General features: G+C 66.4%; 18 protein-coding genes and 1 pseudogene. 16 read left to right on the plus strand and 3 right to left on the minus strand.

Annotation, left to right across the window (positions count from 1 at the left end):
* Positions 1 to 20: 20 nt before the first annotated feature.
* The 15 genes and pseudogenes from AC5QPF_RS16170 to hypE all read left to right on the plus strand — a co-directional run bounded on the left by AC5QPF_RS16170 (position 21) and on the right by hypE (position 11374).
* Positions 21 to 1877: a nickel-dependent hydrogenase large subunit gene (locus AC5QPF_RS16170; protein ID WP_494958854.1), complete on the plus strand. Its 1857-nt coding sequence runs from the start codon at positions 21 to 23 to the stop codon at positions 1875 to 1877.
* A gap of 59 nt (positions 1878 to 1936) precedes the next feature.
* A complete protein-coding gene (gene cybH / locus AC5QPF_RS16175; protein WP_494958855.1) occupies positions 1937 to 2620 on the plus strand; it encodes a Ni/Fe-hydrogenase, b-type cytochrome subunit in 684 nt (227 codons plus the stop codon).
* Entirely contained in the window at positions 2617 to 3240 is a 624-nt protein-coding gene (locus AC5QPF_RS16180) for a HyaD/HybD family hydrogenase maturation endopeptidase (protein ID WP_494958856.1), read from the plus strand. The genes cybH and AC5QPF_RS16180 overlap by 4 nt, the downstream gene beginning before the upstream one ends.
* A gap of 13 nt (positions 3241 to 3253) precedes the next feature.
* Positions 3254 to 3568, plus strand: coding sequence for a HypC/HybG/HupF family hydrogenase formation chaperone (locus AC5QPF_RS16185; RefSeq protein ID WP_494958857.1), 315 nt, complete (start codon positions 3254 to 3256; stop codon positions 3566 to 3568).
* Entirely contained in the window at positions 3565 to 4017 is a 453-nt protein-coding gene (locus tag AC5QPF_RS16190) for a hydrogenase (protein ID WP_494958858.1), read from the plus strand. Before AC5QPF_RS16185 ends, AC5QPF_RS16190 begins: the two co-directional genes overlap by 4 nt.
* The gene (locus AC5QPF_RS16195; RefSeq protein ID WP_494958859.1) at positions 4014 to 4883 is read left to right on the plus strand and encodes a hydrogenase expression/formation C-terminal domain-containing protein; all 870 of its coding nucleotides are present in this window, start codon (positions 4014 to 4016) and stop codon (positions 4881 to 4883) included. Before AC5QPF_RS16190 ends, AC5QPF_RS16195 begins: the two co-directional genes overlap by 4 nt.
* Positions 4880 to 5092 carry a rubredoxin gene (locus AC5QPF_RS16200; protein ID WP_494958860.1) on the plus strand — a complete coding sequence of 71 codons (213 nt, stop codon included), beginning with the start codon at positions 4880 to 4882 and terminating at the stop codon, positions 5090 to 5092. The genes AC5QPF_RS16195 and AC5QPF_RS16200 overlap by 4 nt, the downstream gene beginning before the upstream one ends.
* A complete protein-coding gene (hybE, locus tag AC5QPF_RS16205; RefSeq protein WP_494958861.1) occupies positions 5085 to 5564 on the plus strand; it encodes a [NiFe]-hydrogenase assembly chaperone HybE in 480 nt (159 codons plus the stop codon). Before AC5QPF_RS16200 ends, hybE begins: the two co-directional genes overlap by 8 nt.
* Complete coding sequence (locus tag AC5QPF_RS16210; protein WP_494958862.1) at positions 5561 to 6583, plus strand: nickel-dependent hydrogenase large subunit; 1023 nt, start codon at positions 5561 to 5563, stop codon at positions 6581 to 6583. Before hybE ends, AC5QPF_RS16210 begins: the two co-directional genes overlap by 4 nt.
* Positions 6576 to 6923: a hydrogenase/urease maturation nickel metallochaperone HypA gene (locus tag AC5QPF_RS16215; RefSeq protein ID WP_494958863.1), complete on the plus strand. Its 348-nt coding sequence runs from the start codon at positions 6576 to 6578 to the stop codon at positions 6921 to 6923. Before AC5QPF_RS16210 ends, AC5QPF_RS16215 begins: the two co-directional genes overlap by 8 nt.
* 15 nt (positions 6924 to 6938) lie before the next feature.
* A pseudogene (gene hypB / locus AC5QPF_RS16220) lies at positions 6939 to 7796 on the plus strand (hydrogenase nickel incorporation protein HypB); the annotation flags it as partial.
* Positions 7797 to 7810: 14 nt separating this feature from the next.
* Positions 7811 to 8983 (plus strand): Kae1-like domain-containing protein, encoded by a 1173-nt coding sequence (locus tag AC5QPF_RS16225; protein WP_494958864.1) that lies wholly within the window; start codon positions 7811 to 7813, stop codon positions 8981 to 8983.
* The gene (locus AC5QPF_RS16230) at positions 8974 to 9201 is read left to right on the plus strand and encodes a HypC/HybG/HupF family hydrogenase formation chaperone (protein ID WP_494958865.1); all 228 of its coding nucleotides are present in this window, start codon (positions 8974 to 8976) and stop codon (positions 9199 to 9201) included. Before AC5QPF_RS16225 ends, AC5QPF_RS16230 begins: the two co-directional genes overlap by 10 nt.
* Positions 9198 to 10325: a hydrogenase formation protein HypD gene (gene hypD, locus AC5QPF_RS16235; RefSeq protein ID WP_494958866.1), complete on the plus strand. Its 1128-nt coding sequence runs from the start codon at positions 9198 to 9200 to the stop codon at positions 10323 to 10325. Before AC5QPF_RS16230 ends, hypD begins: the two co-directional genes overlap by 4 nt.
* Positions 10326 to 10339: 14 nt before the next feature.
* A complete protein-coding gene (hypE, locus tag AC5QPF_RS16240; protein ID WP_494964185.1) occupies positions 10340 to 11374 on the plus strand; it encodes a hydrogenase expression/formation protein HypE in 1035 nt (344 codons plus the stop codon).
* Positions 11375 to 11443: 69 nt separating this feature from the next.
* Here hypE and AC5QPF_RS16245 read toward each other — a convergent pair whose 3' ends face one another.
* The 3 genes from AC5QPF_RS16245 to AC5QPF_RS16255 all read right to left on the minus strand — a co-directional run bounded on the left by AC5QPF_RS16245 (position 11444) and on the right by AC5QPF_RS16255 (position 13543).
* Positions 11444 to 11668 (minus strand): hypothetical protein, encoded by a 225-nt coding sequence (locus tag AC5QPF_RS16245; protein WP_494958867.1) that lies wholly within the window; start codon positions 11666 to 11668, stop codon positions 11444 to 11446.
* 127 nt (positions 11669 to 11795) lie between these two features.
* Complete coding sequence (gene dksA / locus AC5QPF_RS16250) at positions 11796 to 12203, minus strand: RNA polymerase-binding protein DksA (RefSeq protein ID WP_494958868.1); 408 nt, start codon at positions 12201 to 12203, stop codon at positions 11796 to 11798.
* 2 nt (positions 12204 to 12205) lie between these two features.
* Positions 12206 to 13543: a dihydroorotase gene (locus AC5QPF_RS16255; protein WP_494958869.1), complete on the minus strand. Its 1338-nt coding sequence runs from the start codon at positions 13541 to 13543 to the stop codon at positions 12206 to 12208.
* A 164-nt stretch (positions 13544 to 13707) separates the two neighbouring features.
* On the opposite strand from AC5QPF_RS16255, the gene AC5QPF_RS16260 reads away from it, so the two are divergent.
* Entirely contained in the window at positions 13708 to 15495 is a 1788-nt protein-coding gene (locus AC5QPF_RS16260; protein WP_494964186.1) for an SbmA/BacA-like family transporter, read from the plus strand.
* Positions 15496 to 15522 lie beyond the last annotated feature (27 nt).

A 15522-nucleotide genomic window follows, 5' to 3' on the forward strand; every position in this document is an offset into this window, starting at 1 on the left:
CAGTACAGGGAACCTGATCCATGAGCAACTACTCCACCCAGGGCTTCGACCTGGACAACAGCGGCCGGCGCATCGTCGTCGACCCGGTGACCCGTATCGAAGGCCACATGCGCGTCGAGGTCAACCTCGACGCCAACAACGTGATCCGCAACGCGGTGTCCACCGGCACCATGTGGCGCGGCCTCGAAGTCATCCTCAAGGGGCGCGATCCGCGCGATGCCTGGGCCTTCGTCGAGCGCATCTGCGGCGTCTGCACCGGCTGCCACGCCCTGGCCTCGGTGCGCGCCGTGGAAGACGCGCTGGACATCCGTATCCCGCCCAACGCCCACCTGATCCGCGAGATGATGGCCAAGACCCTGCAGGTGCACGACCACGCCGTGCATTTCTACCACCTGCACGCGCTGGACTGGGTCGACGTGGTGTCGGCGCTCAAAGCCGACCCCAAGGCCACTTCGGCGCTGCAGCAGATGGTCTCGCCGGCTCACCCGAAATCCTCGCCGGGTTACTTCCGCGACGTGCAGAACCGCCTGAAGAAGTTCGTCGAGAGCGGCCAGCTTGGCCCGTTCATGAATGGCTACTGGGGCAACCCGGCCTACCAGTTGCCGCCGGAAGCCAACCTGATGGCGGTGACCCATTACCTGGAGGCCCTCGACCTGCAGAAAGAATGGGTGAAGATCCACACCATCTTCGGCGGCAAAAACCCGCACCCCAACTACCTGGTCGGCGGCGTACCCTGCGCGATCAACATCGACGGCGACCTGGCCGCCGGCGCGCCATTGAACATGGAGCGGCTGAATTTCGTCCGCGCGCGGATCGACGAGGCCCTGGAGTTCTGCCGCAACGTCTATGTACCCGACGTGCTGGCCATCGGCACCCTCTACAAGGACAAAGGCTGGCTGCACGGCGGCGGCCTGGCAGCGACCAACGTCATGGACTACGGCACCTACGCCAAGGTCAACTACGACGACAGCACCAACCAGCTCCCGGGCGGTGCCATCCTCGACGGCAACTGGAACGAGATCCACCCGGTGGACGTGCGCGATCCGCAACAGGTGCAGGAATTCGTCACCCACTCCTGGTACCAGTACCCGGACAACGACAAGGGCCTGCACCCTTGGGACGGCATCACCGACCCACACTACGAGCTGGGAGCCAGAACCAAGGGAACCCGCACCGCCATCGAGGAAGTCGACGAAAGCGCCAAGTACTCCTGGGTCAAGTCGCCGCGCTGGCGCGGCCACGCCATGGAGGTCGGCCCGCTGGCCCGCTACATCCTCGGCTATGCCCACGCCCTGCAAGGCAATCCGCATTGCCAGCGGGTCAAGCAACAGCTGGAGAGCTCGCTGCAGGCGGTCAACCATGACCTGCCCAAGGCCCTGGGCCTCAAGGTCACCGACTACAACGCCAGACAACTGTTGCCGAGCACCATCGGCCGCACCCTGACCCGCGCCCTCGAGGCCGAGTATTGCGCCGAGATGATGCTCGACGACTGGCACGAACTGATGGGCAACATCCGCAACGGCGACCGCGCCACCGCCAACGTCGACAAGTGGGACCCCAAGACCTGGCCCGCCGAGGCCAAGGGCGTGGGCAGCGTCGCCGCCCCACGGGGAGCCCTGGGCCACTGGATCCGCATCAAGGACGGGCGCATCGAGAACTACCAGTGCGTGGTGCCCAGCACCTGGAACGGCAGCCCCCGTGACAGCAAGGGCCAGATCGGCGCCTTCGAGGCGGCCCTGATGAACACCCCGGTGGCGGTCGCCGACCAGCCGGTGGAAATCCTCCGCACCCTGCACTCCTTCGACCCCTGCATGGCCTGCGCTACCCACGTGATGAGCGAGGATGGCGCCGAGCTGAGCACGGTCACCGTGCGTTGAACCGGCCCGTGGCCAATCGCCGGGCGCCCGCGCGCACCCGGCGCCTTCGAGGTGACGACATGTCCGAGCATCACGCCCCTGCCAGCGGGCACAGCGAATACGTCTACGAGGCACCCGTGCGCCTCTGGCACTGGATCAATGCCGCCTGCATCCTGGTGCTGGCGGTCACCGGCTACTTCATCGGCGAGCCGCCAGCGACCCAGCCGGGCGAGGCCAGCGCCAGCTTCCTGATGGGCTACATCCGCTTCGCCCATTTCGCCGCCGCCTACCTGTTCGCCATAGGTCTGGTCGGCCGCGCCTATTGGGCGCTGGTGGGCAACCACCACGCCCGCGAGCTGTTCTGGATTCCCTTGGCCAACAAGGCCTACTGGCGCGACTTCGGCGCCTGGCTGCGTTACTACCTGTTCATCGGCCCGGTGCCGGCGCCGGTGTTCGGGCACAACCCGCTGTCGCGTTTCGCCATGGTCTTCGTGTTCATGCTGACCTCGCTATTCATGCTGGTCAGCGGCTTCGCCCTGTACGGCGAGGGCGCGCAGATGGGCTCGTGGCAGGAGCGCCTGTTCGGCTGGGCCCTGCCCCTGCTGGGCCAGTCGAACAACGTTCACGTCCTCCACCGCTTGGGCATGTGGCTGATGATCGTGTTCATCATGCTTCACGTGTACGCCGCCCTGCGCGAGGAAATCTGCGGCCGCCTGAACCTGGTCGGCGGCATTCTCTCCGGCTACAAGAGCTTCAAGAAATGAACGAATCCCCACGTATCACCGTGCTCGGCATCGGCAACCTGCTGTGGGCCGACGAGGGTTTCGGCGTACGCTGCGTCGAAGCCCTGCAGCAGCGCTACGAGTTTGCCGACAACGTCACCCTGATCGACGGCGGCACCCAGGGCCTGTACCTGATCCAGCATGTGCAGCAGGCCGACTACCTGCTGATCTTCGACGCGGTCGACTACAACATGGCCCCCGGCACCCTCAAGTTCGTCGCTGACGACGAGGTGCCGCGCTTCCTCGGCGTGAAGAAGCTCAGCCTGCACCAGACCGGTTTCCAGGAAGTGCTGATGCTCGCCCAGCTCACCGGGCACTATCCGCGCAAGGTGCTGCTGATGGGCTGCCAGCCCGAGCGCATGGACGACTACGGCGGCAGCCTGCGGCCCTGCGTCAAGGATGCGCTGGAGCTGACCCTGGAGGCCGCTGTCGAGGTACTCGAGGACTGGGGTGCCGTACCGCGACCACGGACCACCGCACTGCACGAAGAGGAGGCGGTCACTCTGCTGCACCTCGACCTGCAGCGCTACGAAAGCGAACGCCCCAGCGAGGAAGACGCCTGCCGGCTCGGCGACGAGCGCATCCTCGCGCGGCGTCACTGAGATGTGCATCGGCTTGCCAGTCCAGGTACTGGCCCTCCGTCCTGGTGCAGCCCTGGGTATCGACCGCCATGGCCGCCAGCGCTGGATCGACACCGCGCTGGTCGGCGATTGCGCGGTCGGCGACTGGCTGCTGGCGTTCCTCGACGCCGCGCGGGAACACCTGAGCCCTGAACGCGCCGCAGAAATCGACGCCACCCTGTCCCTGCTCGATGCCGCCCTGATCGGCGACACGACCCTTGAGGCCGCCGCCTTCACATTGCCCTCGGCCATGAGCGCCGAGGACCTGGCCAGTCTGCTCGGCCAGTCCACTGCCAAGGAATCCCCATGAGCGAATCTTTTGCTTCACCGCCCCTCGTGCAGCGCCTGGTCGACCAATTCGCCGCCAGTTGGGTCGGTCTGGACAACATCGATGCCTGGCTCAGCCGGCCCGGCGAGGCCCTGCTGCTGCTTTGCGGCGACCCGGTACGTTATCCGGAGTCGCTCGACGTGGCGGTGGTCCTGCCCGAGCTGTGCCAGGTACTCGCCTTGCGCCACGGCTGTCGCCTGCGTATCGGCGTCGGCCGCCGCGCCGATGAAGAAGCCCTCGCCGAACGCTTCGCCCTGCGCCGCTGGCCAAGCATCATCTGGCTGCGCGACGGCGGATTTGTCACCCAGATCGACGGCATGCGTGACTGGGATGTCTACCTGCGCCTGGCAGAAGACGCTCTGCAGCAGAGCAATGCGCTGATCCCGCTACGCGACGAAACCCGTCATCCCGCCCCTGGAGGTTGCCAGTGAACGGTGCCCAGGGTTTCGACCCGCTGAACTACATCCCGGTGCTGGACATCGGTCCCGGCTCACAGCCCGAGGGCGATGCCAGCCTGGAATACATCGCCATGCCCCAAGGCATGGCCACCCACGTCCCCCCGCAGTTGCCAGAGCCGGAGGTGCTTGACGCCGCACCGGGGGCGCGCCAGGCACTGGAAGAAATCCTTGAGCGTCTGCGCGCTCGCCAGTCCGGCGATATACCGCCAATTCTCGACCTGCGCGCCTACAGCGACAGCGACCGGCAATTGCTCGACCAGATGCTCGGCGAAGGCGAGGTCAGCGCACGCATCGGCGGGCCGGCCGGGGTGCGGATCCAGGAGTCGATCTTTGCCGGTGTGTGGCGGGTGCTCGGTGCCGGTCGTGACCATGTCGAGGTGGCCGCCGCCCCCGCCCTGCTGAGTCACGCAGCACGCGTCGACACCTCGGAGCAGGCCTTCGCCAGCGACTTGCCCGTGCCGGACGGGGTGATGAACGCCCCGGCGATCCTCACCGAGCTGCAGGACCGCACGCGGAACTGGCGCCCGGGTACACCCGCCCATGTCATCAACCTGACCCTGTTGCCACTGTCCGAGCAGGACGTGCCCTTCCTCGACAGCCGACTGGGCGAAGGCGAAGTGTTGGTTCTGGCCCGTGGCTACGGCAATTGCCGGATCAGCAACACGCGGGTTGCCCACTGCTGGCGGGTACGCTATTTCAACTCTCAGGACGCGCTGATCCTCGACACCCTTGAAGTCACCGACCTGCCGGAAGTGGTCCTCGCCGCGCCGGAAGACCTCGCCGACTCCCTGGAGCGCTTCGCCGACATCATCCAGTGGTTCACGGAGGCCGGCCAATGAGCTTCGAAGGCAGCTACCTGGGTGACCGCAGCCGTCTGGCCGACGATGCCCGCCTGGAATGCAAGATCTGCTGGTGGATCTACGACCCGGCGCAGGGCGACAGCGTCTGGCAGATTCCGCCAGGCACGCCGTTCTCGCACCTGCCCGAGCACTGGTGCTGCCCGATCTGCGACGGTGCCGCCGAACAGTTCATGGTGATCGATGAGTGAGCCCAACCTGAAGGCTGTGGCCCTGGCCCGGCGCTTCCAGCAGATCGCCGAGACGCGCATGCGCGGCCTGCCCTTGCTGCATCCGGGACTGGCGGTGGAAACCGTGGGCTTTGCCTGGCAGAAGATCGAACCACACGCGCAGACAGGCGTGCTCGGCATCCTGGTGACGCCGTGGTGCATGAACCTGGTCTGGTTGCCGGACGAAGCCCAGCCGCGACCAGGCGATGGCAGTGTGCGCGAGTATCGGATCGGCGACGAACGCCTGGACTTCTGTAGTTTCGAGGATGAAGTGTTCGGCCATTACCAGAGCTGTTCACTGTTCTCCCCGATGTTCGATTTCGTCGACGCACAGGCGGCTCGGGAGACTGCGGTGCAGGTGCTGGCCTTGCTGCGCCGTCCGCCTGTCGAGGTACCGGCCAATCCGGGGCGGCGCAGTCTGCTTTTCGGGCGTCTGCTGGAGAACCGCTCATGAACGTGTCGGACCTGGCCGGGACCCTTCGCGTGCGGCCCGGCCAGCGGCCAGCGTTGCTGGGCGGACGCCCGCCGCTGGCCGCCAGACTGCTGCGCGGGCACCCGGCGCACGCCGCAGCGCAGCGCCTGCCCCTGCTCTACAGCCTGTGCGCGCGGGCGCACCGGGTCGCTGCGACGCTGGCCGTGCAAGCCGCCGTCCACGGCGCTGCCGAAGCGGATGCCCAGGCACGCCAGGCCCTGTTGGAGGAAAACCGGCGTGAACACCTGCGTGTGTTCCTGCTCGACTGGCCGCGCCTGCTCAGTGACAAACCGGCATCGCCGCCAGGACTGGACATGCCCCTGGACGCCTGGTTCGAGGGCTCGGCGCGGGACTGGCTCGGCCACTGGCACGCCGACCCGCACCAGGCGCTGGCGGACTGGAGCGGACGTGGCCGACATGCCCTCGCCCGCCTGCTGCATGAATGTCGCGAGCCGGCTGAAGCACTGGCGATGCCGGTCCAGGCACTGCCCTGCGATGCCATGACGGTACTCGACATCGCTCGCCAGCTCGGCCGCCAGGTGCAATTCGGCCTGGCGCCAGAGGTGCATGGACAACCCTGTGAGACCGGAGCCTGGACCCGCGCGCGCGACAGACTGCCGGCGCGCCACGCCACGGCGTGGCTGCGCCTGGGCGCGCGCCTGGCGGACTACGTCGTCCTGAGCCACTGCGGTGCCCTCGACCTGGCCGCGGGCGCTCTGTCCCTTGGCGAAGGTCAGGCGATCGCCTGGTGCGAGACCGCTCGTGGCCTGTTGCTGCACCGCGTTCACCTGCAAGGTGAAACGATCCACGACTATCAGGTACTGGCGCCCACCGAATGGAATCTGCATCCTCGCGGCACCCTGGCCCGTGCGCTGGAAAACCTGCCCCACGATGGCAGCATCAAGCGCCGCGCCGAGCTGCTGCTGGCCGTGTTCGACCCCTGCCTGGGCTACGAACTGGACCTGGCGGCCATCACCCCTGGAGTGCCGTGTCATGCATGAAGTCAGCCTGGCTGGCGGCATCCTCGCCGCCGTCGAAGCCGCCGCACGCCGAGATCCCTTCATACGGGTCAGCCGCCTGCGCCTGGAGGCCGGTCAGTTGGCCGGGGTCGAGGTCGAGGCCTTGCGCTTCGCTCTGGAAGCCCTGGCACCGGGCAGCCTGCTGGCCGGTGCCATGATCGATATCGAGCAACCCGACGGCCAGGCCTGGTGCCTGGACTGTGCCGTCAACGTACCGCTGCCCCAGCGTGGCGCGCCCTGCCCCCATTGCGGCGGCTTCTGGCTGCAACCCAATGGCGGCACCGAACTTCGCATCCTCGACCTGCAGGTCGAGGATCACTGACAGGAGAACACGCCCATGTGCGTCGTCTGCGGCTGCTCCAGCGGCCATTCCCACCCGCCAGCGCCCAGCGCCGGTGATGACCTGCATTACGGCCTGGGTGCCGCCGGGGTTTCCCTGCCCGGCATCAGCCAGTCACGCACCATCCGCATCGAACAGGACGTGCTCGGCGAGAATGACCGGCATGCCGCGCGCAACCGTCTCGACTTTGACAGTCACGGCGTGCTGGCTCTGAATCTGGTGTCCAGTCCCGGCTCGGGCAAGACCACCCTGCTCTGCGCCACCCTCGACGCCCTGCGCCAACGCCGCGCGCACCTGCCGCTGGCCGTGATCGAAGGTGACCAGCAGACCAGCCACGACGCCGACCGCATCCGCGCCACCGGCGTCGCGGCGATCCAGGTCAACACTGGCAAAGGCTGTCATCTGGATGCCCAGATGGTCGCCGAAGCCTACGCACGGCTGCCGCTGCACGCGGCAGTGCACGCCCGCGGGCATGGCCATGCTGCCTCGCCGCTGGCCCCGGCGAAGACCGCCGCCGTCGTTGGCACCCTGCGCGCCCTCGATCCGCCCGGCCCGGCCGGCATACTGTTCATCGAGAACGTCGGCAACCTGGTCTGCCCGGCCCTGTGGGACCTGGGCGAAGCCGCCAAGGTGGCGATCCTCTCGGTGACCGAGGGTGAGGACAAACCGCTGAAGTATCCGGACATGTTCGCCGCCGCCAGCCTGATGATCCTGACCAAGACAGATCTGCTGCCGCATCTGGATTTCGATGTCGAGCGTTGCCTTGAATACGCCCATCGGGTCAATCCACGGCTGCGTGTGATCCAGCTCAGCGCCCGTGACGGCAGCGGCATGCAGGCCTGGCTTGACTGGTTGCTGGGGGATCGCTCATGAGCGCCTTGCGCACGCAGGCCCTGCCTGGGGCTGGCATATGGCCGCCGGTGCTGGCCTGCGGTGCCTGGCTGAAGAACAGCGCCTGCCTGCTACAGCGCGATGAGGTGATCTGGTCGCCGGTGCATGGCGATCTCGGCGAGGCAGACAACTGCCTGGCGCTGGAAGCCTCGGTACAACAACTGCTGGAGCGCGCAGAAACCACGCCAGCGGCCGTTGCTCATGACCTGCACCCGGACTTCCACAGCACCCGCCTGGCACTGGAAACGGCCACGCGCCTGGGCGTGCCGGCATTGGGCGTGCAGCATCACCACGCCCATATCGCAGCCTTGCAGGCCGAACATGGGTTGTCGGGCCCGGTCCTGGGCCTGGCGCTGGACGGCGTCGGCCTGGGCAGCGATGGCCAGGCCTGGGGCGGCGAACTGCTGTGGGTCGATGACAGCGCCTGGCAGCGCCTGGGTTCGCTGCGGCCCCTGCCGCTGCCCGGCGGCGACAGCGCTGCGCGGGAACCGTGGCGACTGGTGGCGGCCGCCCTGCACCTGCTCGGGCGTGACGACGAGATCGTTCCACGGCTGGCACCGCTGGTGGGAACCCCGGCGGCGAACACCGTGGCACGGATGCTCGAGCGCCGGCTCAATTGCCCGCCGAGCAGCGGCGCCGGACGCTGGTTCGACGTGGCAGCCGGCATTCTTGGCCTCAGCGTGCGCCAGGCTTTCGAGGCCGAAGCCGCAATTGCCTTGGAACAACAGGCCACCGCGTATCTGGCCCAGGCCCCTGCCCCCGAGGTCGAGGGGCTTTGGCACTTGCGTGGCGACGGCCGCCTCGACCTGTCGCCATTACTGCCCCGTCTGTTCGAACGGGCTGATCAGGGACGCGCAGCGGAAGGCGCCGCGCTGTTCCACCTGACCTTGGCCGCAGCGCTGGCCGACTGGGTCGCGGGGCACTTTCGCAATGTACCGGTGCTGCTCGGGGGTGGCTGCTTCGCCAACCGGCTGCTGAGTCTGCACCTCGAACGGCACCTGCTGGCCCAGGGGCAGCGTGTGTATCACGCCCGCAGCGTGTCCTGCGGCGATGCCGGGCTCGCGCTGGGCCAGGCCTGGGTCGCCGCGCACTGGCGCGACCCAGGGCAGCCGGCTGCCCTGCCACAGGAGGACTTCGCCGCATGTGCCTAGCCATTCCGGCCCGCGTGGTGGAACTGCGCGACGACGACCAGGCGGTGGTCGACCTCGGTGGCATCCGCAAGGAAATCTCCCTGGCCCTGGTCAACGGCGTGCAGCCGGGCGACTACGTGATCGTGCATGTCGGCTACGCCCTCGGCCTGATCGACCCCGACGAAGCGCAGCGCACCCTGGACATCTTCAACGAACTCGAGCAGGCGCCCCGAGCATGAAGTACATCGACGAATACCGCGACGGCGAGCTGGCCCGGCAGATCGCCGCGCGCATCCACCAGGCCTCCCGTCCCGGGCACGACTACCGCTTCATGGAGTTCTGCGGCGGCCACACCCATGCCATCTCCCGCTATGGCGTCAGCGATCTGCTGCCAGCCAACGTGCGGATGATCCACGGCCCTGGCTGCCCGGTCTGCGTGCTGCCGATCGGCCGCATCGACCAGGCTATACAGCTGGCGCTGGAACACGGCGTGATCCTCTGCACCTACGGCGACACGATGCGCGTTCCCGCGTCCGAAGGCCTGTCGCTGCTGCGGGCCAAGGCCCGGGGCGCGGATATCCGCATGATCTACTCGCCCCAGGATGCCCTGAAGATCGCCGAGGCCAATCCTGGCCGCGAGGTGGTGTTCTTCGCGGTCGGCTTTGAAACCACCACCCCGCCCACCGCCCTGGTTATCCGTGACGCGGCCCGGCGCGGGCTGGACAACTTCAGCGTGCTCTGTTGCCACGTCCTCACCCCGCCGGCCATCGCCCATATCCTCGACACGCCGGTCGAGCAAGCGGTACCGCTGGACGGCTTCATCGGCCCGGCCCATGTCAGCGTGGTCATCGGTGCCGCGCCTTATGGCGACTTCGCCCGCCGCTATCAAAAACCGGTGGTCATTGCCGGCTTCGAGCCACTCGATGTGCTGCAAGCCATTCTCATGCTGGTGCAGCAAGTCAACAGCGGACGCGCCGACGTGGAGAACCAGTTCATCCGCGCCGTCACCGACCAGGGCAGCCGTCCGATGCAAGCGTTGATGGAAGATGTCTTCGAACTGCGCGAGCACTTCGAATGGCGCGGACTTGGCGAAATGCCGGCCAGCGCCCGCCGCATCCGCCCGGCGTTCGCCCGACACGACGCCGAAACGCGCTTCGCCCTGGACTATCGCTCGGTGCCCGACCACAAGGCCTGCGAATGCGGACCGATCCTGCGGGGACAGAAGCGCCCGGTCGACTGCCGTCTGTTCGGCACCGTGTGCACCCCGGAAAACCCCATGGGCTCGTGCATGGTCTCCAACGAAGGCGCCTGTGCCGCCCACTACGCCTACGGGCGTTACAAGGATCTGGAGGAAGCGATATGAACAAGCGTGGTTATGTGCGACCGCTGGACCTGCGCCAGGGCCGTGTGGAAATGGCTCATGGCGCGGGAGGCCGGGCCTCGGCGCAACTGATCGAGGAGATCTTCCTGCGGGCCTTCGACAATCCCTGGCTGCGCGAAGGCAATGATGGCGCCGTATTGAGCCCGGTGCTGATGCCGGGCGAGCGGCTGGTCATGGCCACCGACGCCCACGTCATCTCGCCGCTGTTCTTCCCGGGTGGTGACATCGGCAGCCTGGCGGTGCATGGCACGCTCAACGACGTCGCCATGAACGGCGCACGGCCGTTGTACCTGTCGGCCAGCTTCATCCTCGAGGAAGGCTTCCCCCTTGCCGACCTCAAGCGCATCGCCGAGTCCATGGGCCACGCCGCGCGTGAGGCCGGGGTCGCGATCGTCACCGGCGATACCAAGGTGGTGGAGCGCGGCAAAGGGGATGGCGTGTTCATCAGCACCACCGGGATCGGCGTGGTTGCCGCTGGCATCGACACCGGTGGCGCGCGGGCCAGGCCCGGGGACGTGATCCTGCTGTCCGGAAGCATTGGCGAGCATGGCGTGGCGATCCTGTCGCAGCGCGAATCACTGGAATTCGAGACGCAGATACGCTCCGACAGCGCCGCCTTGCATGGGCTGGTGGCCGGGATGCTGGTAGTGGCGCCGGGCATCCGCGTACTGCGGGACCCGACCCGCGGCGGGTTAGCCACGACCCTGAACGAAATCGCCGGACAATCCGGGGTCGGAATGATCCTGGAAGAAGCCGCGATCCCGGTGCAGGCGCAAGTCGAGGCCGCGTGCGAGCTGCTGGGGCTGGATCCGTTGTACGTAGCCAACGAAGGGAAGCTGGTGGCGATCTGTGCCGCTGACGATGCCGAAGCCGTGCTGGCCGCGATGCGAGCGCACCCACTGGGGCGCGAGGCGGCGCTGATCGGCCGGGTAGTCGAGGATGGGCACGGGTTCGTGCAGATGGTGACGCGGTTTGGAGGGCGGCGGGTGGTGGACTGGTTGGTGGGGGAGCAGTTGCCGAGGATTTGTTAGGCGTTCACGTGAATGTCAGAAAGGCCCGCGGAGCACATCTGTACTCCAGGGTATTCAGTGGCCCTTGACTCAACGCCTGCCCCTTTCTTCCGCCTCGGCAAGCCGCTGCTCTATTTCCGATGCCTCCCGCTCCTTCTCCTTTATAGAGGTCGGCGTAATCACCTTGTCCACAGCCTCCGTTTCAGGGTCCGGCTGCTGCAGTACCGGATCGGTAGACGGCCTGCCTTGTTGTGCCTGCTCCGAGGAAAGTGGCTGCGGGGTCTTGTCTGCGGGTTGATCGTGGTCGGGCTTCATCGCGGTGCTCCTTTCTGATCGCGCTCTGTTCAGAAGAACCCTGCGCCTTCGGAAAGTTTGATTGCTTTGGATCAAGAGCACATTTGTGCTCCTTGACTGAAATCGGCAGCGCACGGCATGACCCAGATCAGCGAATCTTCAACGTATGCCGCTCCTTCAACTCCTGCCGCTCCTTGGCCTCCACCGACAGCGACGCTGTCGGCCGCAGCAACAGGCGCTTGAGGCCGATCGCCTCGCCCGTCTCGGCGCACCAGCCATATTCACCACGGGCCAGTCGCTCCAGCGCCTCGTCGATCTTGTCCAGCAGCTTCTTCTCCCGCGCCAGCACCCGCAACTGCCACTGCCGGGCCTCCTCGGTACTGCCGATATCCGCGGGATCGGAGTTGACCTCATGGTTTTTCAACAACTCGAACTCGTCGGAAATCCTGTCCTGCAAGGCCTGCCGCTGTTGCAGCAGCAGGTCCTGGAAATACGCCAGTTGCCCGGCATTCATGTAGGCCTCGGCAGGTTGTTGCAGCAGTTCTTCTTCGGTCATGTTCATCTCCTGAAACTCAGTGGCAATCCCTGACAGCCGTGCACCAGTCGGCCCCGGTGCCAGGCCAGTTGCCCGGAAACCAGGGTGGTAGCGATGCGATGCCGGAACGCGTGGTGCTGGAACGGCGTCCACTGACAGTGCGAAAGCAGCGGGTCCTGCCAGACCGGGTGCGGCTCGGGCAGTCGCTCCACCAGCACCAGGTCAGCCCAGTAACCCTCGCGTATGTAGCCGCGCGCATGGATACCGAACAGGTCCGCCACCGCATGACTGGTCTTGCGCACCAGTTGAGCCAGCGGCAGCACGCCGTCGGCCACCAGCTCCAGCAAGGCCGGCAAGGCATGCTGCACCAGCGGCAAGCCCGAGGGCGCCTGGGCGTAGGGCCGGGATTTCTCTTCCAGGGTATGAGGCGCATGGTCGGTACCGATCACATCGAGACGGTCGCACAGCAGCGCCTGGCGCAGGGCGTCGCGGTCGGCGCGGGTCTTGATCGCGGGATTGCATTTGATCAGGTTGCCCAGCCCGGCATAGTCGCGGTCATCGAATAGCAGGTGATGGGCGCAGACCTCCGCCGTGATGCGTTTGCCCGCCAGCGGCCCTGGCTCGAACAGCGCCAGCTCACGGGCCGTGGTCAGGTGCAGGACGTGCAGGCGGGTGTCGAAGCGCCTGGCCAGTTCCACCGCCAGGGACGACGAGCGATAGCAGGCTTCGGCATCGCGAATGAGCGGGTGCAGCTCCGGACCGATGGCTTCGCCATAGCGCTCGCGCAACCGCGCTTCGTTGGCAACGATTGACGGCGTGTGCTCGCAATGGGCCAGGAGGATGGTAGGTACGCTGGCGAAAAGGCGCTCCAGCACCCGCGGATCGTCCACCAGCATGTCGCCGGTGGAGGCGCCCATGAACACCTTGACCCCGGCCACCAGCCGCGGGTCGAGGGCAGCGATCACGTCCAGGTTGTCCTTGCTGACCCCGAAGTGAAAGGCGAAGTTGGCCACCGAGCGCCGCGCCGCCCGCTGTTTCTTGTCCTCCAGGGCCTCCATGGACAGGGTTGCCGGGTTGGTATTGGGCATGTCCATGAAGCTGGTGATGCCGCCGGCCACCGCCGCCCGCGACTCCGACGCGATGCTCGCCTTGTGCGGCGCGCCAGGTTCGCGGAAATGTACCTGGTCGTCGATCATGCCGGGCAGCAACCACTGGCCTGCAGCGTCGATCTCCAGATCGGCGTTACACCCGGTGATACTGCTGGCGATCTTTTCGATGCGGCCGCGGGCAACCAGCACGTCGGCGTCCAGGCCGGTGCCTTCGTTCACCACGTGGGCGTTTCTGATGAGGATTCGGGTCATGGCAACGGTGTGTCTCACGAATTATTTGTTATGTTATAACACTCAATTCGAAAAACCGTCGAGGCCAGCACAACCGTTCGGCAACAAGCCATTAAAGATTCCTTCACCCAGACCCCGGCATTCCTCATCTACGCTCAGCACAAATCATGTCTGGAACCCCGCCCATGGAAATGGACTGGCATAAAGCCCTGCAGGAGAGCCTGGTCTGGCTCGCTGCTGCCTGCGTCATCACCTTCATCGTCCTGGCCATCTGCGCCAGGCTCGCCATCCGCTTCACCCGCTGGGGCCAGCAGTTCTGGCAGATCGCCGGGCCCTACCTGAGCCCCAGGCACAGCTGGCGACCGCTGCTGGCCTATGCCTTGCTGATCGTCCTGGCGCTGTTCGCGGTACGCCTGAACGTGCTGTTTTCCTTCTGGTACAACGGTTTCTACAGTGCCCTGCAGGGCCTGGACCAGACGGCATTCTGGTACTTGCTCGGGGTGTTCGCCGTGCTGGCGACCATCCATGTGCTACGCGCCCTGTTCACCTACTACGTGACCCAGGCCTTCAATATCCGCTGGCGTACCTGGCTCACCGAGCGCCTGACCCGCAACTGGGTCGAGGGCGACGCCTATTACCGCGGCCAGTTCCTCGAAACCCCGGTGGACAACCCGGACCAGCGTATCGAACTGGACGTGACCGCCTTCGTCAGCGGCTCGGTGAGCCTGTCGCTGGGGGCGATCAGCGCGCTGGTATCGCTGGTGGCCTTCACCGGGATCCTCTGGGGGCTGTCGGCGCCGCTGACGGTGGCCGGCGTGGAAGTGCCCCGGGCCATGGTCTTCGCGGTGTACGTCTATGTGCTGATCGCCACCTGGATCGCCTTCCGCCTGGGTAAACCGCTGATCCGCCTGAACTTCCTCAACGAGAAACTGACGGCGAACTTCCGTTATGCCTTGATGCGCCTGCGCGAGTACGCGGAAAACGTCGCCTTCTACCAGGGCTCGGCCATCGAGCGCGACACCCTTCTGGGTCGCTTCTCGGCCCTGATCCGCAACGTCTGGGCCCTGGTGTTCCGGAGCCTGAAGTTCGACGGTTTCAACCTTGCAGTAAGCCAGGTAGCGGTGGTGTTCCCCTTCATTCTCCAGGCGCCGCGCTTCTTCAGCGGGGCGATCAAGCTGGGCGACGTGATGCAGACCTCCCAGGCGTTCGGTCAGGTGCAGGACTCGCTGTCGTTCTTCCGTGAGTCCTATGACACCTTCGCCCAGTACCGCGCCACCCTCGACCGTCTCACCGGTTTCCTCGACGCCAACGACCAGGCACGCGCGCTGCCCCATGTGCAGCGCGTGAATCAGGCCGACGCTCTGGATATCCGCAGGATGCAGGTGATGCGTCCGGACGGGCACGCGCTGCTGAGCGACTTCGAGCTGAGCCTGAAACCGGGAGATTCGCTGCTGATCAAAGGACCGTCGGGTTGCGGCAAGACCACCCTGCTGCGTGCGGTAGCCGGGCTATGGCCCTATGCCGAGGGCGAAGTGCGTTGCCCGGGCGGCACCGAAGCGCTGTTCCTGTCGCAGCGGCCGTACCTGCCCTTGGGCATGCTGCGCACTGCGGTGGCCTACCCTGCCATCGGCCTGCCGGACGACGACGAGCGCCTGAGCCAGGCCCTGCGCGAGGTCAACCTTGGTCACCTGGCGGACAAACTGGAAGACAGCAACGACTGGGCGCGGATTCTTTCGGTGGGCGAACAGCAGCGCCTGGCCTTCGCCCGGGTGCTGTTCAACCAGCCGCGCATCGTGTTTCTCGATGAATCCACCTCGGCCATGGACGAAGGCCTGGAGCACGCGCTGTACGGGCTGCTGCGCGAACGGATGAAGGACAGCATGCTGGTCAGTGTCGGCCACCGGGCGACGTTGGCCGGGTTCCATAGTCATCATCTGGAACTGGATGGACGCGGCGGCTGGACAGTCGCCTGATACGACGCTCCCACAATGTTTCTGCAG

It is taken from the genome of Pseudomonas sp. Con_6, assembly GCF_059379395.1.